Source organism: Flagellimonas taeanensis, assembly GCF_003584105.1.
Classification (GTDB): Bacteria; Bacteroidota; Bacteroidia; order Flavobacteriales; family Flavobacteriaceae; genus Flagellimonas; species Flagellimonas taeanensis.
Genome location: NZ_QXFO01000027.1, coordinates 243,274 through 264,730, shown reverse-complemented (window position 1 = coordinate 264,730; position 21,457 = coordinate 243,274). Strand labels below are relative to the sequence as shown.

The 21,457-nt window shown below is 44.3% G+C and carries 15 protein-coding genes; 11 read left to right on the top strand and 4 right to left on the bottom strand.

Annotated elements, in window-relative coordinates:
* Positions 1–88 precede the first annotated feature (88 nt).
* From D2V93_RS16365 to D2V93_RS16315, 9 genes are all read left to right on the top strand, one after another.
* Positions 89–418: a YegP family protein gene (locus tag D2V93_RS16365; protein ID WP_072877941.1), complete on the top strand. Its 330-nt coding sequence runs from the start codon at positions 89–91 to the stop codon at positions 416–418.
* 655 nt (positions 419–1,073) lie between these two features.
* Positions 1,074–3,197, top strand: a complete 2,124-nt coding sequence (locus D2V93_RS16355) for a DUF5723 family protein (protein WP_245978276.1) — start codon at positions 1,074–1,076, stop codon at positions 3,195–3,197.
* Positions 3,198–3,534: 337 nt separating this feature from the next.
* Positions 3,535–7,281 (top strand): T9SS type B sorting domain-containing protein, encoded by a 3,747-nt coding sequence (locus D2V93_RS16350; protein ID WP_182850012.1) that lies wholly within the window; start codon positions 3,535–3,537, stop codon positions 7,279–7,281.
* A gap of 13 nt (positions 7,282–7,294) precedes the next feature.
* Positions 7,295–8,245, top strand: coding sequence for a PorP/SprF family type IX secretion system membrane protein (locus D2V93_RS16345; protein WP_072881026.1), 951 nt, complete (start codon positions 7,295–7,297; stop codon positions 8,243–8,245).
* 9 nt (positions 8,246–8,254) lie between these two features.
* Positions 8,255–9,259: a dienelactone hydrolase family protein gene (locus tag D2V93_RS16340; RefSeq protein WP_147377423.1), complete on the top strand. Its 1,005-nt coding sequence runs from the start codon at positions 8,255–8,257 to the stop codon at positions 9,257–9,259.
* A gap of 192 nt (positions 9,260–9,451) precedes the next feature.
* Positions 9,452–9,838, top strand: coding sequence for a hypothetical protein (locus D2V93_RS16335; RefSeq protein ID WP_072881022.1), 387 nt, complete (start codon positions 9,452–9,454; stop codon positions 9,836–9,838).
* A gap of 283 nt (positions 9,839–10,121) precedes the next feature.
* A complete protein-coding gene (locus tag D2V93_RS16330) occupies positions 10,122–10,799 on the top strand; it encodes a hypothetical protein (protein ID WP_072881020.1) in 678 nt (225 codons plus the stop codon).
* A gap of 1,103 nt (positions 10,800–11,902) precedes the next feature.
* On the top strand, positions 11,903–13,651 hold the full coding sequence (locus D2V93_RS16320; protein ID WP_182850011.1) for a sensor histidine kinase: 1,749 nt from the start codon (positions 11,903–11,905) through the stop codon (positions 13,649–13,651).
* A gap of 10 nt (positions 13,652–13,661) precedes the next feature.
* Entirely contained in the window at positions 13,662–14,414 is a 753-nt protein-coding gene (locus tag D2V93_RS16315) for a LytR/AlgR family response regulator transcription factor (protein WP_072881011.1), read from the top strand.
* Between the two features lie 17 nt (positions 14,415–14,431).
* Here the strand turns inward: D2V93_RS16315 and D2V93_RS16310 are convergent, their stop codons facing one another.
* The 4 genes from D2V93_RS16310 to D2V93_RS16295 form a co-directional block, all read right to left on the bottom strand.
* Positions 14,432–15,013 carry a precorrin-2 dehydrogenase/sirohydrochlorin ferrochelatase family protein gene (locus tag D2V93_RS16310; RefSeq protein WP_119620158.1) on the bottom strand — a complete coding sequence of 194 codons (582 nt, stop codon included), beginning with the start codon at positions 15,011–15,013 and terminating at the stop codon, positions 14,432–14,434.
* A 65-nt stretch (positions 15,014–15,078) separates the two neighbouring features.
* Complete coding sequence (locus D2V93_RS16305) at positions 15,079–16,011, bottom strand: PorP/SprF family type IX secretion system membrane protein (protein WP_119620157.1); 933 nt, start codon at positions 16,009–16,011, stop codon at positions 15,079–15,081.
* A gap of 1 nt (position 16,012) precedes the next feature.
* Positions 16,013–19,279: a T9SS type B sorting domain-containing protein gene (locus D2V93_RS16300; protein ID WP_182850010.1), complete on the bottom strand. Its 3,267-nt coding sequence runs from the start codon at positions 19,277–19,279 to the stop codon at positions 16,013–16,015.
* Between the two features lie 287 nt (positions 19,280–19,566).
* A complete protein-coding gene (locus D2V93_RS16295; protein ID WP_119620155.1) occupies positions 19,567–19,941 on the bottom strand; it encodes a Fur family transcriptional regulator in 375 nt (124 codons plus the stop codon).
* A 78-nt stretch (positions 19,942–20,019) separates the two neighbouring features.
* Here D2V93_RS16295 and D2V93_RS16290 point away from each other — a divergent pair, with 78 nt between their 5' ends.
* Entirely contained in the window at positions 20,020–20,931 is a 912-nt protein-coding gene (locus tag D2V93_RS16290) for an NAD(P)/FAD-dependent oxidoreductase (protein WP_119620154.1), read from the top strand.
* A 131-nt stretch (positions 20,932–21,062) separates the two neighbouring features.
* On the top strand, positions 21,063–21,332 hold the full coding sequence (locus D2V93_RS16285; protein WP_220473646.1) for a hypothetical protein: 270 nt from the start codon (positions 21,063–21,065) through the stop codon (positions 21,330–21,332).
* Positions 21,333–21,457: the final 125 nt, after the last annotated feature.

The window sequence follows — 21,457 nt, the reverse complement described above, 5'->3', positions numbered from 1 at the left end:
CAACATTACTTTATTATCAATTTTCCTATCAATTATTGGTCATTTTTTAAGAAAATCTCTAGATTTAGTATATCAAAACATATAAAGTATGGGAAAATTTGAGATCAAAACGGATAAATCTGGACAGTTCAGGTTTAATTTGAAGGCTGGAAACGGCCAGGTTATTCTAAGTAGCGAGGCATATACCACAAAAGCTGCTTGTGAAAACGGCATAGAGTCGGTAAAAAAGAACTCACAGGACGACAGCAAGTTCGAAAGAAAGACCGCCAAGGATGGAAGCCCTTATTTCAACCTAAAGGCTTCCAACGGACAGGTCATTGGGGCCAGCGAAATGTATTCCAGCACGGCTGCCATGGAAAACGGCATTGCCTCAGTGAAGAAAAATGCCCCTGGTGCCGCTACAGAGGATATATCTTAATCGAACTGTTTTTTTAAAAGCATAGGACAGCCCTCAGGGCTGTTTTTTTTTGCTCTGAAGGTAGACCCCATATTTGCATCTACCAATTCAAAACGGCCATCCGTTGGTTGAAAACGGCCATCCGTTAATTCATCCCCTTCCGAACCATTTTTAGATATTATGTTTGTCCTGCAATAAAGCGTTAAAGCCAATTGAAAGAGCAAGATCAATTTTTAACGCATGCACATATAGCAATGCACTTTTTTAAGACTGTTGTTGTCATAAAAGTGTTTAGTTTAGTTGAGGTTTCCGTTACGCCAAGGAATTTTAAAAATTCCTTGGTTGTAATGGTTTTTTATTTTCTCCCGATCCTATCCCATTGCAACCTCATTCTTCCCTAGAAACAAAAGAGTCATCTAACCCCCAATATCATTTTTGAAATTGTCATATGGTGTTTACTCCATAAAAAACTATAGGAATATTCCTTCATTTCAAAAACCATATTAACTCAAGTCCCCCATCCGTCAATTGAAAAGGCACATCCGTTCATTCCCCATTTTTGGTGCCATAATTTATATTCTCTTTGGGTTCGATTAACCAAAAAACTTAAAAATAACCCAGCCCAGCTTTGGGCAAAAAAAAATTAGATATGTTTTCAAAAAATACATTTTTGGGCATGGCATGCCTTTTATCGGCCTATATGCTCAGTGCGCAATCCTATCAAGGTTTGCTCACGGACAATTACAGCGGCGTGCATGGAGTTCTCTCCAACCCCGCAAACATAGCCGATTCAAGACTAAAAATGGACATCAACCTAGCGGGGATCAGCGCCTTGTATGGAAATAATTACATAGGTTTCAACTTTTCGGATGTGTTCAGTGACTATAACTCAACATTTGATACAGCAAAAACATTCCCTAGAACGGACAACTTCCTTACGTTCAACATAGACATATTGGGGCCTTCCGTCATGCTCAGTATAAATGAAAAAAGCTCCTTGGCCATTTTCACAAGGGGAAGGGGCCTTTTTAACGTGGATGATGTGAATGGTAACACTTTGGATAAAGAAGGTGGTTTTGAAGAAACCGAGGATTTCAATGTAGTGGAAGGAGACGTCTCAGGCTCATTCAGTGCATGGGGAGAACTTGGTGCCACCTATGCCCGTGTTTTGTTGAACAAAGAGCAGCATTTCCTAAAGGGTGGTCTTACCGTAAAAATGATGCAAGGGTTGGGTAATGTATACTTGGATGGTTCGGACATCACATTGGACTATGACTCCAATACTAGGGAAATCACCACTACCGGTCAATTGCGCCATGGCTCCACTGGTGAAGTGAATGACGAAGGAAACATAGGGGACGCTTTCAATAATTTTAAAAATGGTTTCGGTCTTGGTGGTGACATCGGGTTTGTATATGAATGGAGACCCGACCATGCCGAATACACCAAAATGAAAAGCGATGGCAGCGCCATTGTGAATAGAGGAGTCAATAAATACAAGTTGAAACTGGGGGTTTCGGTCACAGATATTGGAAAAATAATGAATATCGATGGTAGAGACCGACTGTATGACCTTAATAAAACCCAAAGTATAGACAATTTTGACGGAGATGTCCTTGAAGAGGCCCTATTGGACAATTTTGACTTACTATCGGACACCAAATCCAAAGACTATAATTTGCCCACGGCACTGCACACCAATTTGGATTGGAGTGTGGCATCCAAATTCTATTTGAACCTCAATGCCGATATCTCCCTAGCCTCCAAAAATGCAACAAATGTAGGGCACATCATGGATCAATACAGCATTACCCCACGTTATGAGAGCGCATGGTTGTCCATATACTCTCCCATAGGCATTCTCAATGGTGTAGGTTTCCAATGGGGAGCAGGTTTTAGATTGGGTCCCCTGTACATGGGCTCCGGATCAGTTCTATCATCCTTGGTGGGCAGCGAAACCAAAGGACTTGATCTATATGCTGGATTGAAGATCCCCGTCTATCAAAACAAGTTGAAGGACAAGGATAAAGATGGTATCGTGAACAAGGAAGACTCTTGTCCAGAGGTGGCCGGCCCTGTTGAAAACAAAGGATGTCCATGGCCCGACACCGATGAAGATGGCATACTGGACAAAGATGACAATTGCCCCAATGAGGCTGGACCAGAAGAAAACAAAGGATGCCCTTGGCCAGATACGGATGGGGATGGCGTTCTGGACAAAGATGACGATTGTCCGAACACCCCAGGCTTAGTGGAACATAGGGGTTGCCCTGACACTGATGGTGATGGCATTATAGACCGAGACGATCGCTGCCCAGAAACTCCAGGAAGTGTTGAGCACAAAGGTTGTCCCGATTCAGACGGTGATACTTTGGCGGATATAGATGATGAATGCCCCACTATCGCTGGCCCTGTTAGCAACAAAGGTTGTCCAGAAGTGACCCAGGAAGTCCAAAAACAATTGAACGATTATGCCAGGACCATCCTTTTCGATACAGGAAAAGCGACCATCAAAACGGAATCAGTTTCAGTAATGGTGGACATCATCCAAATCCTGAATGAATATCCCAACTCCAAGTTCACCGTGGAAGGGCATACCGATAGCGTAGGATCCAACGAGAGCAATCAAAAACTATCTGAGGCCAGGGCCAACTCGGTTAGGGATTTCTTGATCAATGAAGGAATCGCTGGCAATAGGCTCACGGCAATTGGTTACGGTGAAGAAAAACCAATAGCATCGAATGCCACAAGTGCCGGAAAGAAACAAAACAGAAGAGTGGAAATAAATCTCATAAAATAACCATCCTTCCCATATTTTATGATCAATGTAAGAACTAGGTTTGGTGTAACTCTCTAGTTCTTTGATAACTGAGATGGTTCGGCCGCCAAGATTTTCTTGGCGGCCTTTTTTTTAACCACTTTGACATCTTCAAAATAACAAGATAAAACCTACAAAAATTCATTTTTTGAAAATGGGCAAATTCTTGATCCGTTGATCCATTCCCATCATCCGTCAATTGTATCCCATCATAGGTGAATTGGGGCACTTAACATCCATGGATAGTCCCTTATTTTATACTACCAAATCTATTTTCTCGTCCTGCCCCAACAAGAAAATACCATTAAAACCTGCTATTATGATAAGACTTCTACTTTGCTATTTTTATATGGGCACAGAAAAAAAGCTTTCCTGTGCGCCACCACATTTTCCAATAAAAAAACTGTTCCGACACTTGCTCATAACCCTTGCCCTGCTCTTGGGTGGGCAGACATATGGGCAAGACCTTGATACATGGTTCACAGCGGATAGAGCCATAAATGCCAACCCTCTTCCTTTGGGACAGATCCAATTGTTTACTCCCTACCCTCCAGCCAGTGGAACCCCTGTCAGCAGATGGTATGACTTCATAGATTTTGTTCCCCAAGATGCCATACAGCATCCTATACCTGCGAATTATCCTTTGGCCTATCCCGTTGGTTTCGATTACACCTATCCTAACAGTGGAATTTATCCTCAATTTCTTAACCCAACAGGATCGATTCCAGGGCTCCCTACTTTGGAAAGAAACAGCATGAACTTTAACCCCGTTGTCCGTTTCGATGGTAGCGGAGATGGACAGGCATTGCATTTCAAGGCAGATTCCAGACAAAATGTTACTGTGTTCATAGTATTCAGGGCACAAGGAGCTGGAAACACGGCACAGACACAACGGCTGCTGTTCGGTGGCGATATTGAAGAACAGCATTGGTCGTCCAATTCAAACCAGTGGTTAACCAACCTGTCATTGGGTGTTTCCGATGGCAACCGTTTCTCTGTAGGAAGAACATGGTTTGGGGATGGAGGTAATGGTTATTTTCAGAATGGCTCTATAGATCTTTTGGGCAAACCTGCTATCGGTACGTTCAAAAGACAGGCACTTGTTGATGCTGAAAACCTTACCACCCATGTGAATGGCATACCAGATATATCAACAGTAAGGGCTGAAATCAATGCAGACAATGACCTGTACTTTTTCAACAGATTGGGCAAGCATTTCAACAGTAATGATGCAAACCGCAACCTCACTGGTGACATTGCAGAAGTGATGCTTTTTGATGGCCCCTTACCTGTCTTGGAAACACAGATAGTCGAAAGCTACTTGGCCATCAAATATGGATTGACCCTATCCAATGGCCCAGGTTTGGGCAGTGAAGTGGGAAATGATAATTACAACTATCTCGCAGCTGATGGAACTGTGATATGGCAAGCGGAAAATGTATATAAATATGACATAGCAGGACTAGGTGCAGATAGAGATGAGGATCAAAATGCACCTGTACTCAAACTGAGGTACAATCTTCATCAACGTATCTCCAAGAGTGAAAATCCAGAGGCCATCGTTACCATGTCAACGAACAATAACTTCAGTACCGACAATTTGGACGATACCAGACCTGAGATAGACAAAAATGGGCTGTTCACATTTCTGCACAACTTTTTGATATGGGCAAATGATCATGCAAGCTTAAATGCCACAATCGTGGAATTGCCAATTTCAGGAGATATTACCGAAAGGATTTCCAGGGAATGGCGGGTACAAGCTGTCCGTTCTCCGGGTGTAGATGCTATTAGTAATGTTAGTGTCCGTATAGACCTTTCAGGTTCAGATATTTTAGACAATGGAGATTGTGGTCTAAAATTATTAATCGATACTGATGAAGATGGAGATTTTACCACAGGTCCCATCACCATGATAGATGTCACAAGTGTGGACATGGCAGGCAATGCCTATTTTGACAATGTCAATTTTGAACATCGAGATGTTTTTACCGTAGGTTTCGGGGATACCGAGCCCCCTACTGCATCAAACCCCCTAGACATCACTATATGCGACACACCACCTCCAGCAGACCCGCTGGTCGTGACGGACGAAGCAGATAACTGTGCTATAGCATCTGTTGTCTTACAATCGGAAGCAACCGATGGAAATACAAATCCAGAAACGATAACCCGAACCTACAGGGTTACCGATACATCAGGGAATTTTGTCGATGTCACCCAGACCATCTACATATACCTCTCCCCAGATATTGATGATATATCAGATCAAGTAGTCTGTGATTCATACACTTTGCCTGCCATTACTGGCAGCAACTTGACCGGCAACGAAGCCTATTATTCAGGCAGCGGGGGCACTGGAACACAATTCGCCCCAGGCGACAATACTACTGTATCTGGCACCTACTATATCTATGATGAGACAGGTACCTCTCCCGATTGTTTCGATGAAGAAAGTTTCATCGTCACAGTGAACACTACTCCACTGGCTCCTCCAGCAAACAATCAAATATTTTGTAGTACTGATAACCCTACGGGAGCTGACCTTGTTCCCGCCATTTCAGCTACAATAACATGGTATAGTGATGCAGGGCTTACCTCCATTGTGGCACCCGCTGATCCGCTCTTATCACAAGATTACTACGTCACTCAAACCATCAACGGTTGCAAAGGACCTGCGACTGTAATAACCGTATCGGAACAGCCAGCTCCCGATGCAGGGACCAACGGCGCAACAACCATATGTGAGGGCACCACACTGAGCGAGGCAGACCTTTTCGCACTCCTCGGCGGAACGCCAGATCCAGGGGGAACTTGGAGCCCGGCCTTCAACGGCGCAGGCGTCTACACCTATACCGTGGCGCCAACAGCTCCATGCGCATCGGACGCAACAGCCACCGTCACCGTATCGGAACAGCCAGCTCCCGATGCAGGGACCAACGGCGCAACAACCATATGTGAGGGCACCACACTGAGCGAGGCAGACCTTTTCGCACTCCTCGGCGGAACGCCAGATCCAGGGGGAACTTGGAGCCCGGCCTTCAACGGCGCAGGCGTCTACACCTATACCGTGGCGCCAACAGCTCCATGCGCATCGGACGCAACAGCCACCGTCACCGTATCGGAACAGCCAGCTCCCGATGCAGGGATTGACTCAACCTTATATATCTGCCAAGAGGATACCATCTCCACAGAAGATCTTTTCAATGCGCTTGGGGGAATACCTGATAATGGAGGAAGCTGGAGTCCTGTTCCCTCGGGGGTTGGCATTTATACATATACTATAGCTGCAAATGGAAGTTGTCCTTCTTCATCCACTGCACAGGTAACGGTAATTGAGGAAAATTTAGGGGTATCCGTAGAGCCCATTTATTTCTGTGACGGAAATGGCCTTCCTTCAAATTCGATTGTGGTATCATTTATAGATCCATCGGCAAACAACAATCTCATGTATGCCCTTGATTCTTCAGATCCCAATGATTTTATGTTGACCCCAGATTTTATCAACATAAGTGCTGGGGAACACAGTCTATTCATCATGCGAAGTAATGGCTGCGTTTTTGAATACCCATTCACTATTGATGAGATGGAGCCTTTGGAACTTGAACTGCTCAATGACCATGTAAATGGAATAACCGCAAATGTAACTGGTGGCTCTGGGCCTTATACTTATTATTTTGACAATCAAGGAGGAACATCAACCAACACTTATACCATCAACCGAAATGGCACCTTCATGGTCACCGTGGTTGATGACAATGGTTGTGAGGTCACAGAAAGTATCACCATGAACTTTGTGGATATCTCCATACCCGACTTCTTTACACCTGACAATAGTGATGGAAAAAATGATTTTTGGGGACCAAGGAATACCGAGGCATTTCCGAATATCCAGACATACATCTTTGATAGATATGGCAGAAAAATCCAAATTCTTGGGCAATTTGATGTTTGGAACGGATATTATGAATCCAAACCCCTGCCGTCCGGTGACTACTGGTACATTGTAAAATTAAATGATGGTTCTGGACGTGAGTTTGTTGGACATTTCACACTGTACAGATAAAAATAGATGATACATGAAGAAAGCTTTTGTTCTTTTAATGTGGATGAATGTGTGCCTGATGAATGCACAAGAACTGACCATTCCGCAGTTGTCCCAATATTTGTCCGACAACCCTTTTCTGATGTCCCCAACCTATGCTGGCATCGGGAACTATGTGAAAGTCCGGATGAACGGACTAACACAATGGGTGGGTGTCAAGGATGCTCCTGACACCCAGTCACTATCGGCAGATGTCAGGCTGGGAAACCGATCGGGAATCGGCATGGTCCTTTACAATGATGCCAATGGGGAGACCAAACAGCGTGGGGGCAAAGTTTCCTTCGCACACCACTTGACCTTTGACAAGTATGAGGAACGCTATTTTTCTTTTGCGCTGTCCTTCAATCTCAATCAAATCAGGATTGATATTGAAAACTTTGACCCAGACGCAGATAGCGACCCTGCAATAATAAACGACCGGGCCTCGAGCAATCCTAATTTTGACCTCGGTACTTTGTACAGAAAAGGCGGATTCTACCTAAGCCTTAATGTTTCCAATATCCTGAACAAGGATTTTAGGAAGTTCAACCCTGTCTTTGAACCAAATAGATTACGGAATTATTATGTCTATTCCGGGTATAGTTTTAGAAAGAACAGAAGGGACGATTTTGAAATAGAGCCCTCTGTTTTCTTCCAATATTTTGAGAATGATGGCAGGTCTGTGACCGATGTAAACACCAAGTTCAAATGGTTTGATTTTGAGGACTATTATTACGCCGGTTTCACCTACAGGTTCCTTAACGATCAATTAGGTTCGCCCTTGTATGTGGCCCCGATCATGGGGCTAAAAAAGGGTGATTTCTACTTTGGGTATTCCTACCAAGTCATCATGAACGAAATATTGGGCTATTCCAGCGGAACCCATGTGGTCACCTTAGGAGTAGATCTTTTCCAAGGTATTTCAAATTGTACATGCACTTATTAAATGAGAACTATGAAAACAATTCCCAAATCATTGCGCAAAATCAACCTAACTGTATTTTTCATCCTTGTATTATTACTCTCAGCCTGCAGTGAAGATGGTATCGACACACCAGAAAATGGCAAGGCCGTGATACCTTCCTCGACATTGGATACCATCGTGTATGCGGTCGTGGGCAATGACAAAATTCCTATATACCTTTCAATTCCAAAGGGCTGTGGTGAGAATAGTTATCCGGCCATCGTGGTCATGCACGGATCTGATGGGATGTGGGCAAACCATGACCCCGACAAAGGAACAATGTCAGGGCAGTTCAATGAATGGCGTGACCTGTTTGATGAGCATTGCATTATCGGTGCTTTTGTGGACAGCTATTCCGGGCGTGGGATTTCAACAAGGACGGGGAAGTGGACAACAGCACCGGATAATTTTAAAATAAGCTCCCAATTTATACGCTCTCGCGACGCCAATGCGGCCCTTGCTTTGCTGCAAAATCTAAAGTATACCGATGGAGATGCCATTGTTCGTCCATCTGATATAGGCATATTGGGCTTTTCAGATGGTGCAACCGCAGTAGCTTCCACATTATATGATACGGACAAAACACCCAATGATTGGGAATGGACACAGAATTTTAATGGGAAGGAATATGACGAATCTTCAGGAGTTTTGTCCCCAGAACCAAGACCAGATGTCGGGTTTGCAGCTGGCGTGTTCTATTATGGCGGTTCGGGAGGGTATGATTATTGGGGTTCCGCAATATGTGGTCCCAACGCTTTGGAAGGGAACATCTACAGGATTTACGCCCCAATGCTGTACCAAATTCCAGAGGTAGATGAATTGACCGAGAATACGTTGTGCATGTTCAATGTCCTCAAACAAAAAGGCGATCCCGTAGAGCTCAACCTATATGAGGGAGCTGGCCATGGGTTCGATTTTGATGACAACGGACAAAGTGCTTTGGCACGGGAAAGAACCATGGCTTGGTTCAAAGAAAAATTGCACATGGAAAAATAAAATTTTTCGAACCATATCAACCTCTATAAACATGGCTCCCTAGGAGCTCAAAACATCCTGTACACTAATGCCCCGTTCCCATTATTTATCTGGGAGGTTATCAGGAGACCAATTTTCATCCTCAAAAAAAAATTTGAACCAAAAACCCGGAAACGGGCCCAAATCAGAACACCTAAATAAAATTAATCGACGATGAAAGGAAATTTTCTTGAAAAATGGATTTTGGATCTTGTTAAATCTGAATATGAATTTGGAAAGATCCCCAAACAAGCCACCTACAAACTCAGGGAAAGGATGGATGACTTTATAGAGGTTACCATAGAGTGGATGGATCCCGAGAACAACAGTCACAAAATAGTTTACCATGCAAGGTCATATGGTAAGATGAAAGCGGACGAAAGCCTTGAAATTGTAAAGGATCCCATTTTTGAGCTCGAGAACTACTATACGCTGGAAATCCACACCTATATCAACCATATCAAAAGAAATTACAGTACCAGGAAAATTGCAAACTATGATGTAATGGCCGTAATAGGACAATTGGACGATGTCTCTACAGGTAAAGGAACAAAGGCATGAACATGTCATTTTTGAGCACGGAATCTAGGTTTTTGCCTTTTGGATATGGAAAATGTCCCTATGGTCTTGGCGGAAGACGTGCTTTCTTTCCGGTTTTTTATGGTGAAACCCAAAAAATGACACTTGACCCATGTTTTTCACCGATGAAAATTTGCACTTTATCGTTCATTTTTCATCCGTCAATTCATAGCCTGCATCCGTCAATTGGACAAATATGGCGTCATTTTAATTTGTTATTTAGATCATGTAAAAGTTCCCAAGTTGTAATCTAAACAAATCGATCATGCTGTCTTTGACCATTTTATGGACCCTTATTTGTGCCACTATCATTATTGGCTACCCCATTTACCTTTTCAATAAGTCCACTTCAATAACGGATAGGGATATGGACCCTAAACATACCATGCCATCCAATACTGTGGAATTATTGTCTTTTGATATTCGAGAGCAACTCCCTGGCTGGTCCTTTAGTTTGGATGTTCCACAAATCACGGAAGAAGTGCTGTATAACAATCCCATTTTGTTCTATTTGGAATCGGAGAACAGCTGTCTGAAATTACCCTTGAACAATTCCCAATTGGGATATAGGGCAAGTGTCTACAAAAATGTGGGCAAGATCTATGTCACTTTCAAGTCCCTTAACGATGGTGTTTCCAACTTTTATGTGCCCGCTTGGCATCTGAGCAAGCTCAAGATCCTGATCATAAAATCAAAGGACAAAAGGATATATGGTGACTGGGGGACAAAACCTGATGTATCCCCAATACACAAAGGTCTTAACAAGGCTGGAATAAACATCCATGATTATGAGGATATGTTGGGCTACTTCAGCAATATAGCAACCATAGATTTCAAAGGGCATTTTATAGCCAGGGGCAAGAGCAAAAGACCGAGAAAGGTTCTCCAGAAAGCCTTATCCCCCGTACCCAGCCATGGCCACGAGCTTCGTTCTGTTGGATAAAACATATGTGTCTTTAGTGTTCATGTTAGTTAAAGTGGGATCTAACCCCTATGGGAATCCCACTTTAAAGTATAACTTATTGACCCTTGTAATCTCATCCGTAAACCCAAATGGACCATCCATAAACCCAAACCATAGCTACGTCAAATTGAACCATAATTATTCATTGAACAAAGGTAGATTTACCAAAGGAAAAGAAAGGAAAAGATGTTGGGCTGCACACGGACATTTATGCCCATTTCTTCAGTTCTGGCTATGAAGATCGTGCAGTCCCATAGTTTTTATGTAGCTGATCCCAAGGTCGATTTTGGATTCAAGCTATTGAAAAGAAACTCACCATCAGTAATTCCTAGAAAGCTGAGAGCTAGTATGGGGTTATGCTGCACACAGTTGTATAATGGAAAGAAAGTGGTGAGTTAATTTATGCTTTGAAAGGTGGTTCGCTTTGGACAAATCCAAAGTACAAAAAATCGAATTTATGATAACCCCATCCTGTTGGCTTCTTTTTATCAAAAAACACTCCAAGCCAAATAAATTTATAAACTTCCCCCCAAAAAAAAATTGTAATTTAATCCATCAAGGAATCAACCTTCTTCTTGAAGGGAATCATATGGATTTTCATTGGTATTATATTGGTTGCTTTGGTCAAAAATCAAACCATTGTTTTTTGTCCTTCATAAGTGGCCATCAATAAATCACACAGATACCATGGAAAACCTATTGAAGTTTCCAAATGATCTGCAAAACAAAATATTGTTGACTTTAATCGACGGCTTTATGAACTATTCCTCTAGTTCAATGTTCTTGAAAGAAGTTCCTTCACCAAAGGATATCCGTATCCAATATGGAACAAATATAATAAATAATCATATTCTTTCAAGTTTAACAGGAAAAATCCTTTAAGAAATTTCTTTTCAATGGTCGTCGGTGCAATCATATCCTTCTTTAAAAGCATACTTTGTAGTCCATCTACTGGATTGGGTGAAAAATGTATCTCAGACAATCCGGCTTGGAAACAAAAAGCAATAAGGTTCCTTTCTCTTCTCACATGCTGCCTCATGTACTCATTGGGCACAACATCTCTGTTTGCCCAGACTGTGGAAATGGACAGGAAAACCAAGAACGTGCCTTTTTCAATATTGAAAGTAAACGACCTGGATTTGGGAATCGACGAACTTTTGAGCAGCGATTCCCTATTCATCGCCGATGAATCATGGAGATTCAACGATGTAAACGCCACTTATTGGGTAAAACTGGATTTTATCGATGAACTTGATACTCTAGGCACACAGGAATCCTGGCGCCTACGTACCTTGAACTATAGTAAGGCCTCTATGTACTATCAAAAAGATGGACACATAGAGCATAGGGCATTCGGCCATTTCAACAAAATTGAAAAAAACAAGTCCCTGGTCCATCTTCAGGGTGTCTCCTTTAAAAAGCAATACCTTATCGATCAAAGGTATCTATACTTGAAAGTAGAGGTCGTCGAGCCTTACAGTCGTGCTCCCAGATTTGAGTATCTTTCAGAAAAAGCCAATCGCTTTTATACAGATTATTATACGGACAATGACCTTAATAAGGTCATCATGGACCATGTATACTTAGGTGCCTGCCTCATTTTCTTCCTGACCTTTCTCATTATCTTTTCCTACACAAAAAAAGCTGAGTTTTTATGCTATGCACTGTACATATTCTTTTCGGCCTTTTTTCTTGTTCGCTTCTTTTTTCCAGAGTATCAGTCCTTTATCGGTTCTTTGTTTGGGTATTGGAGCGTTGTTGTCTCCCAAATCCTCATCAACTTTTTTTATGTGCTTTTTGCCATGTACTACCTGAACACCAAAAAAATATATCCAAAGCTTCATATGGCCATGCAAGCAATTGTGGTTCTTTTGCTATTATTGATTTTATTGTACACTTATTCCTTTTATTCTGGTGAATACACAATAAGCAACGTGACCTTGAATCTGCAAAGACTCTTGATGACCCTGTTCGGCATCTTTTCCATGAGCTATCTTTTGTTCAAAGCAAAGGACAGACTGGCCATTTTCATAGTCACAGGTTCCTTTATCTATATGACAGGTGCATTGCTTTATATGTTCACTGTTCGCAAATATTACATGATCATTGGGTCTACATTGGAGATAATCATCTTTTCCCTGGCCCTTGCCTATAAGATCAAACAGGAATATGAGGCCAAACTAATACTCCAGCAAGAGGTTTCAATGAAGGAGACCAACACACTCCGGGCTCAAATGAATCCGCACTTTATCTTCAATTCCTTGAATTCCATACAGCATTTGATTCTTAAGGACGATAAGTTGTCGGCATTGAAATATCTGTCAAAATTTGGCAAGATTGTCCGAAACGTCCTTGAAAGTTCACATGAGGTCTTAGTGACCCTTACCGAGGAGATAGAGCTGCTTCGCTCCTATCTGGAACTGGAATCATTGCGATTCGACAACAGTTTCGAATACACTATCCATATTGACGAGGAACTGGATACGGACCAAGTGGAAATTCCCTTGATGCTCATCCAGCCCTTAGTAGAGAATGCCATAATCCATGGGCTTGCGGGCAAAAAAGAAGGGAACAGAACCCTTTCTCTTCGCTTTAAAAAGAAAGATGACTTCTGTGTCATCGAAATTGAGGACAATGGCATTGGAAGGCATGCCACCGGAGCCACCAAGACCCATGGGAAATCCAGGGGTATGCAGATCACCGAAAAAAGATTGAACATGCTCCATATGCCAAACGGAAAGAAGAACACTATGGAAATCATTGACAAATATGATTCAGAAAGCCATCCGTCCGGAACCAAAATCATCATAAGAATAGTATCTAACCCCTAAAAATAACCCAATGGTCCTAAAAGCAGTAATAATTGAAGATGAGAAGCACAGCAGGGAAACACTCAAATCCATGCTCGAAGAATTTTGTAAAGACGTCAAGGTCATCGCCATGGCAAGTTCAGTGGAGGAAGGCGTCAAGGTGCTGTCCGTTTATAGCCCCGATGTCGTTTTTCTCGATATTGAACTCAAATCCGGTGTGGGCTTTGACGTACTCAACCAAATCAAGGACCCCGACTTTGAGGTCATCTTTACGACCGCCTTTGAACAGTATGCCATCAAGGCCATAAAATTCAGTTCACTCGACTATCTGTTGAAACCCATAGACCTTGACGAGTTGCAAGAAGCCGTAAAAAAGGCAAGGACCCGAAGGGACACCAACATCTACAGGGAACAATTGGACACTTTGATGCAGAACATTTCACGAGGGGACGTGAGGCCGGAAAAAATCTGTCTGGCAACGACCTTGGGAATGGAGTTTATAGCCATTGAGGATGTGGTTGCCTGCAAGGCGGACGGTTCTTACACCTGTTTTATCCTAAAGGACGGCAGCACCCATTTGGTGAGCAAGCACCTGAAGGAATATGAGAACCTGCTCGGAGAACACCAGTTCATGAGGGTACACAACAGCTATGTGATCAATTTGCGTGAGGTAAAAAAATACATGAAGGCAGATGGGGGCTATCTGATCATGACCAACGATCTGGAAGTGAACATTTCATCCCGGAAAAAAGATGAGCTTTTCGAGGCTATGAAGCGGCTGTAAATAAAGTGGGGGGGCATCTACTCCTTTTTGTCGATCAATCCCTTGGTAAACTCATTCAAGGCTTCCACTTTTTCTTCAAAGCTGCCCTTCAAGGTCTTTCGGTATTCGTTGAGGTTTTTCACCAAGTCATCGATATCCTCGGGAAGGACATCCTCAAAAAACTGGCGGAGCCTTTTGGCTGTTGTGGGGGATTTCCCATTGGTGGATATGGCCACCTTTACATTGCCCTTGGTCACGATCCCGCCCATGTAAAAATCACAGAAGGGCGGATTGTCCGCCACATTTACCAAAATGCTCCTTTCCCTACAATCGTGATATACCTGTTCATTGACCTCAGGTTTGTCCGTACAGGCAATGACCATGTGCTTTCCTTCCAAAAATTGTTTGTGGTAAGCTTCTTGAACCATTTCCACATCATGCTTTTGGGCCAATTCCACAGTTTCGGGCAGAAATTCCAACGCCACCATCTGCACTTGGGCATTGGGACTGGACTTGAGCAAAAAGGTCAGTTTTTCCAGACCCACGTTTCCCCCACCAACGATGAGCACGTTCAATTGGGAGACCTTCAAGAAAATCGGGTACAGTTCATTTCTTTCCATAACATCTTTTCAATCTTTCTGTATTGATACCATAAAGATAATGACTATTCCGAATGGACCTGACCCTAAAAGGTAGGTCGTTGGAGTTGCTTCTGGAGCGATTTGAACTCATACCGAAGGAATATCTCATGTGAGCCCCCGGTATAGCCTGCCAAATTGGAAGAAGTGAGGTCATAGGCATAGCCCGCGCTTAGGTTGGGATTGATCTGCATTCCCAACAAGGTAGAAAACGAATCGTCCCACCTGTAGGCGAGTCCCACGGTAAAAGTCTCTTTGATCAGGGCACTGGCCGATATATCAGCGATCATAGGCGCACCAGGTACCCATTTGACAAAAAAAGCGGGTTTGAGCACCACATCTGGTGTGATGTCCATGAAAGTCCCCCCGATCCAATAATAGTGGAGGCGTTCTGCCGCAATCTCCTGTTCTTCCCCATCGTAATGTTTTTGCGAAAAGAAATTGGGCACGGCAAAGCCCAGGTATCCCTTTTCCGTGTGGTAATAGAACCCTGCACCTAGGGTAGGGAAGAATTTGCTCTTCACATTGTCCTGAAAGGCCATATCGGGATTTTCCATGAGCCCTTTGGAAAAATCAACATCAAAGATCCTCCCACCTAACTTCAGCCCAAAGGACAGTTGTCTATTGGTACTGTCCAACTGTATGGTATAGGACACGTTCCCGTCCACGAATATTTCTGAAGAAGGGCCCAAAGCGTCGTGGGCCAGCACACCCCCCACCCCGATCTTGTTCTCCAAGGGGGAATCCACCGCCAAGACCTGTGTATTGGGAGCCCCATTGATGCCCACCCACTGGGAACGGTGCATCAAAAGTGCTGTAAGATGTCCCTGCGATCCTGCATAAGCGGGGTTAACGCTCATCGTGTTGTACATGTATTGGGTGAACTGCGGATCTTGCTGGGCCGAAACGAAGATGGTTCCCAATAGTGCCATACTGCACAGATACCTCAATACTGTTCTCTTATTTTTTTTCCTTCCCATGCTATCTGTTTATGTAGAGCCAATCCGTTCGTGGTTCCGATCCATCCCCCAAATCGAGTAGATAATAGTATGTGCCCACGGGCAGTCGATCTTCCTTTTGGATAATGGCCCGTCCGTTGGGGGTTCCGTCCCAATCATTCTTGTAGGAACGCTTCTCAAACACAATATTTCCCCATCGGTTGTACACTTGGAGTACGTTGTTAGGGTATTGGGAGATACAATCAATCGTAAAAAAATCGTTCACCCCATCCCCATTGGGAGAAAATTCATTGTACACCACCAAGCAGCTCGGTGTCACAAAAGCTTCGGCGATATCGTTGGAACCATCACTATCAAATTGGTCCACATAAGACAATAGTGCCCGGTTCACATGATCATTTGTGTCCAATACCTCAACGGTCAATTCTAAAGTGGCCGATTCCAATACCTGGAGCGTTTCAATTTCCCAAAATCCTGAAGATGCCTCAAAAATTCCCAATGAGGTTTCAGCATTTACAAACCTATACCCAGTGGGCAATTGTTCCTCAATACCGATGTTAGATGCCAAACCGGGACCCAAATTGGTGATGGAGATGGTAAACACGACCTCATCCCCGATGTTGGGAAACGGATTGTCCACTTCTTTTGAAATGGAAATGTCCGTGGTCTGTGGCACCACAAACGCACTGGCCTCATCATCATCTTCCAGACCGTTCGAAAGGTCATCTTCATCCATGCCCTGAAGAGGATTGCTGTCCGGGTCGGCCAACAGACTGGCCGATATGTAGACGATGTTCAGATATTCCCCGGGTAAGGCCGTTGGGGCATTCACTCGGGCAAGGAGTTCCAAACTTTCGGTGTTCTGGTCAAAAATGGTCCTGTTCACGCTCCAAACACCTGCTCCGGCAGCATAGACCCCTGCCGTGGAACTATGGGACTGGTAGGTGTAACCACTGGGCAGCAGGTTGGTGACCTCGACCCCAATGGCATCCGAAGGTCCACTATTGGTGACACTGATCACAAACCGCACCACATCCCCAACATTGGGTGTGGGATTGTCCACGGTCATGGTCAAGGAAAGGTCGGCCACGGCCCCCGGAACCGGCAATACGGTATCTTGATCATCCTCAGACCCCAAATTGTTGTTGGGCGTGGAGTCCGGGTCATAGGTATCCAGTGCAATGAGTTCGGCCGTGTTCCTGTAATTCCCTTCGGGGAGCACCGATACCGAAATCCGCAATGTCTGCGAACTACCGCTGGACAAGTCGGGAAGGTCCCAAGAACCGGATGCCTCATCATAGGTCCCGGCGGTTGTTTGGGCCGAAATAAACCGATATCCTGTTTGCAGTTTGTCCTCTATCACCAAACCGGTGGCGTCATTGGGTCCCGCATTGTTCGCTTGGACAGTGAACACAACGGTATCCCCTACATCTGGGTTCATGTCGTCCACGGTCTTTGAAATGGAAATATCCGTCACATGTCTCGGCACGGTGGCAAGTTCTGCCTGATCGTCCTCCGATGACACATGATTCCCCGGAATGGAATCCGGATCATGGAACCTGGAGGTAACCACTTCCGTTTTAAAATTGTAGTCGCCCACTGGGTTCACTTCGGCAACCATCTGGAATTCCAAACTGCTGTCCGCATCAATGTTTCCTATGTTCCACAGACCGTTGAAAGGATTGTACCGTCCACTCGAATCATCGGACACATAGGTATAGCCAGAGGGTAAAAAGGCCTCCACAATGACCCCAAGAGCTTCACTAGGGCCTTCATTGGTCAATATAATGATGAAAGTAACCTGGGAACCAACATCTGGGAACCCATTGTCCACCATCAGTTCCAACATTAAATCGGCCGCTGGGATGGGTGTTGTACCCGCACTGTCCAGATCGTTCTCAAAGACATTGTTGTTGTTCGGTGTTGAATTGGGGTCATAATTGTTGGAAGAAATCACTTCGGCCACATTGAAATGTTCTCCGGTAGCATTGACCGTGGCCACAATGTTCAAGGTTTCCGTATTCTGATCCACTAGGACGCCATTCAATGCCCAAATGCCGGAAACGGGATCGTATACCCCTGCTGTCCTATTGTTGGACACATAGGTATACCCTGTTGGCAATACATCCATGATTTCCACCCCGGTCACGTCACTGGGCCCCAAATTGGTCACACTGATACTGAATATCACCTCTTGGCCCACATACGGACTCAACACATTCACAGATTTGCGCAAAAGAAGATCGGATACGGGTAGAGGGACCGGTTCCACGGTTTGCTGGTCATCCTCCGCGCTACTATTGTTGCCTGGGGTCGAATCCACATCGCCCTCGGACACCTGTGTCACTTCGGCCGTATTGATATAGTTTCCCGTAGGGAGCACTTCCACGGTGATGTCCAAAGTTTCCACAGCACCATTGTCCAAATTTCCCACCGACCATGAGCCACTTGTCGCTTCATATGTTCCAATGGATGGCATCGCATTGATGAACGAGTAGCCCGAAGCCAAAAGATCGGTAACCACCACATTGGTGGCATCACTGGGGCCATCGTTCCATACCGTGATGGTAAAAACGATTTCCTCCCCAACGTCTGGAATAAGATTATCGACCGTTTTGGTCAAGGCAACATCCACAACTGGGGTGGGTATGATCGTAACTTCGCCTTGGTCATCCTCGCCTGGAACCCCATTGTTCGGGGTCGAATCCAAATCGATTTGGTCATGCCCCGTGATTTCAGCAATATTGGTATAATCCCCAGATGGGTTTACTATGGCCAGAATGTTCAAACTTTCCGAACCACCGCTGGCCAATGTACCCACATTCCAAATACCATTGGCATCGTTGTAATCACCTCCACCATTGTCGGAGACATAGGTGTATCCAGAAGGGAGCAGGTCGGTCACCTCCACCGAAGTTGCCGCACCAGGCCCTGCATTGCTTACCGTAAGGGTAAACATGACATTATCGCTCACCAATGGGGGTGATTTGTTGATTTCTTTGGTCAAGGACAGATCTACCCCTACAATGGAAATGCCTACCGTATCGGAAGCCGTATCACAGCTCACATCCGAGACGGTCCATTCAAAGAAGTAGGTTCCTGGGATGGTCCCCAATACTTCTGTTTTAGGATCGGCGACATCATCAAAGGTGACCAATGTTGGGCCGGATAGCTGTGTCCACATACCGGTTCCCACTACAGGGGTATCGGCATCCAAAAAGATAGGGGTCATTTGGGTAATGATCTGGTCTGCTCCTGCATTCACTGCACATTGCTGTGAATACCCCATTTGTATTGAAACGAACAGTAGAAGAAAGGATAACAGGAAAATGCTTGGTTTATTCAGAGGCTGGGGTCTGTTCATAGTTGGGTCGATGAGGCTGCCCTTGCATAGCAAGACCATCCAAACATATCAACTACCAAGGAAAAAAGGGAAGTTATGTTGTATTGCATCCATCATTTGTTGTGAAACATAGCATAAATGATGAAAGTAATCGAAGTCATTGAAAACCGATAAAGTATTTACCAAAAGACCATTAGTTACATTATACAATTGATTGTTAGCACTTTACAAAATCACTTGCATCTCAAGCAAACCCCTGTCAACAGGCAGTTCACGTTTTCTACCTCATAACCTTTAGGGACCGAAAAATGCACCGATTCCCCCAAACACTCTATGGTGTGGCAATTGGTGCAACGAAAGTGAAAATGATGGTCGGGCATGGCATTTCCTTCACAGTTCATACAGACTGCGAAATATTGTTTACCATCCTCGGCCACCACCTTGTGCACGACCCCATCCTCACAAAATTGGTTCAACACCCGATATATTGTTGCCCTATTGGCATCCACATCGATCTCTTGCGCAATGGCGTCATGGCTCATTGCCTTCTGGGTCTGGGAAAGCAAGTTGAGAACGGCCTCCTTTGTGGGTGTGTTTCTTCGTTTCATAAAATATTAATGCGACTTTGTTGCAATAATAAGATTAATTTTTAATTTTGTCAGCTCCATCCCAATATAAAACCACTTATGGAAAAAGACAAGATTTTTGATGTGATCATCATCGGCGGCAGTTATGCAGGACTATCGGCTGCCATGTCCTTGGGACGATCGTTGAAGCAGACCTTGGTCATTGACAGTGGCAATCCCTGCAATCAAAAAACGCCCCATTCCCATAATTTTCTGACCCAAGATGGGAATACCCCCAAGGAAATCTCATCATTGGCAAAACAGCAGGTGGAACACTATGCATCCGTGCATTTTTTTGAGGGTTTTGCTTCTGAAGGGGTAAAAAAGGGCAATCAATTTGAGGTCAAGACACAATCCGGTCACTCTTTTTTGGGTAAAAAATTGATTTTTGCCTCAGGCATCAAGGATATAATGCCCGACATCAAGGGATTTTCCGATTGCTGGGGCAAAACCGTCATACACTGCCCCTACTGCCATGGCTATGAGTTCAAAAACAAGAAAACTGGAATCTTTGCGCAAGGAGATCGGGCATTTCATTTGGCCTCACTGGTGAACAATCTCACCAATGAACTGACCATCCTGACGTCTGGCCCTGCTTCCTTTTCCCCGGAACAATCCCAGACGTTGAAAAAGCACAACATCATTGTTGATGAAAGGGAGATTGTTGAAATCGAGCATCAAAATGGCCAAATGCAAAAGGTGGTCTTCCAAAATGGTGAAAAACTTGATTTGGACGCTTTGTACGCTGCCGTTCCCTTTCAACAACATTCACAGATCCCGATGGACCTCGGCTGTGAACTGAATGAACAAGGGTACATCAAAACAGATATGCTACAGCGAACAACAGTTGAGGGTGTTTATGCCTGCGGCGACAACTCGAGCCCCATGCGATCTGTGGCCAATGCGGTACATTTTGGTAATTTTACCGGAGCAGTGGTCAACAAGGAACTGACCGAGGCATTATTCAATTGATTACGGCCCGCAAAATTCAGGATTTGACAAAAGTTCAATACGAAAGAGCTAATTGCTGGTACAAAACGGCGGTTTTTTAATATGTTTGTATCCCTATGAAGGCAAATCGTCTCAAAAATAGCATCTCCTTTATGTTTCTTGCCCTTTTTCTGGCAACGAAACTTATTGGACTTCACGTGCTTACCCACGATGACGATACCGATTATGTGGACCATTGTGCCATCTGTCACAACATTGCCGCGGACAGCCATACTCCAGCCGTCCTTAGCGACCCCGGGGAACCGTTGTCACCAAATGTCGAATTTGTCCTTCATCATAAAGTAGAAGCTGGGTATGATTTTCAAATTTCTTGCAACACTGACCCCAGCCTTCTTTTTTCAAGGCCCCCTCCTTCTGCCTAACCCATCCCTTTTTTCTTTGTTCACTGTTTGAACGGTCCCATTCCATGATTGGGATTGTGCCGCTTTCCTTGCATCCCATAGGTTTGTAAGAAAGTAGGCAAACCCGCTGATTTACAGCTATACCC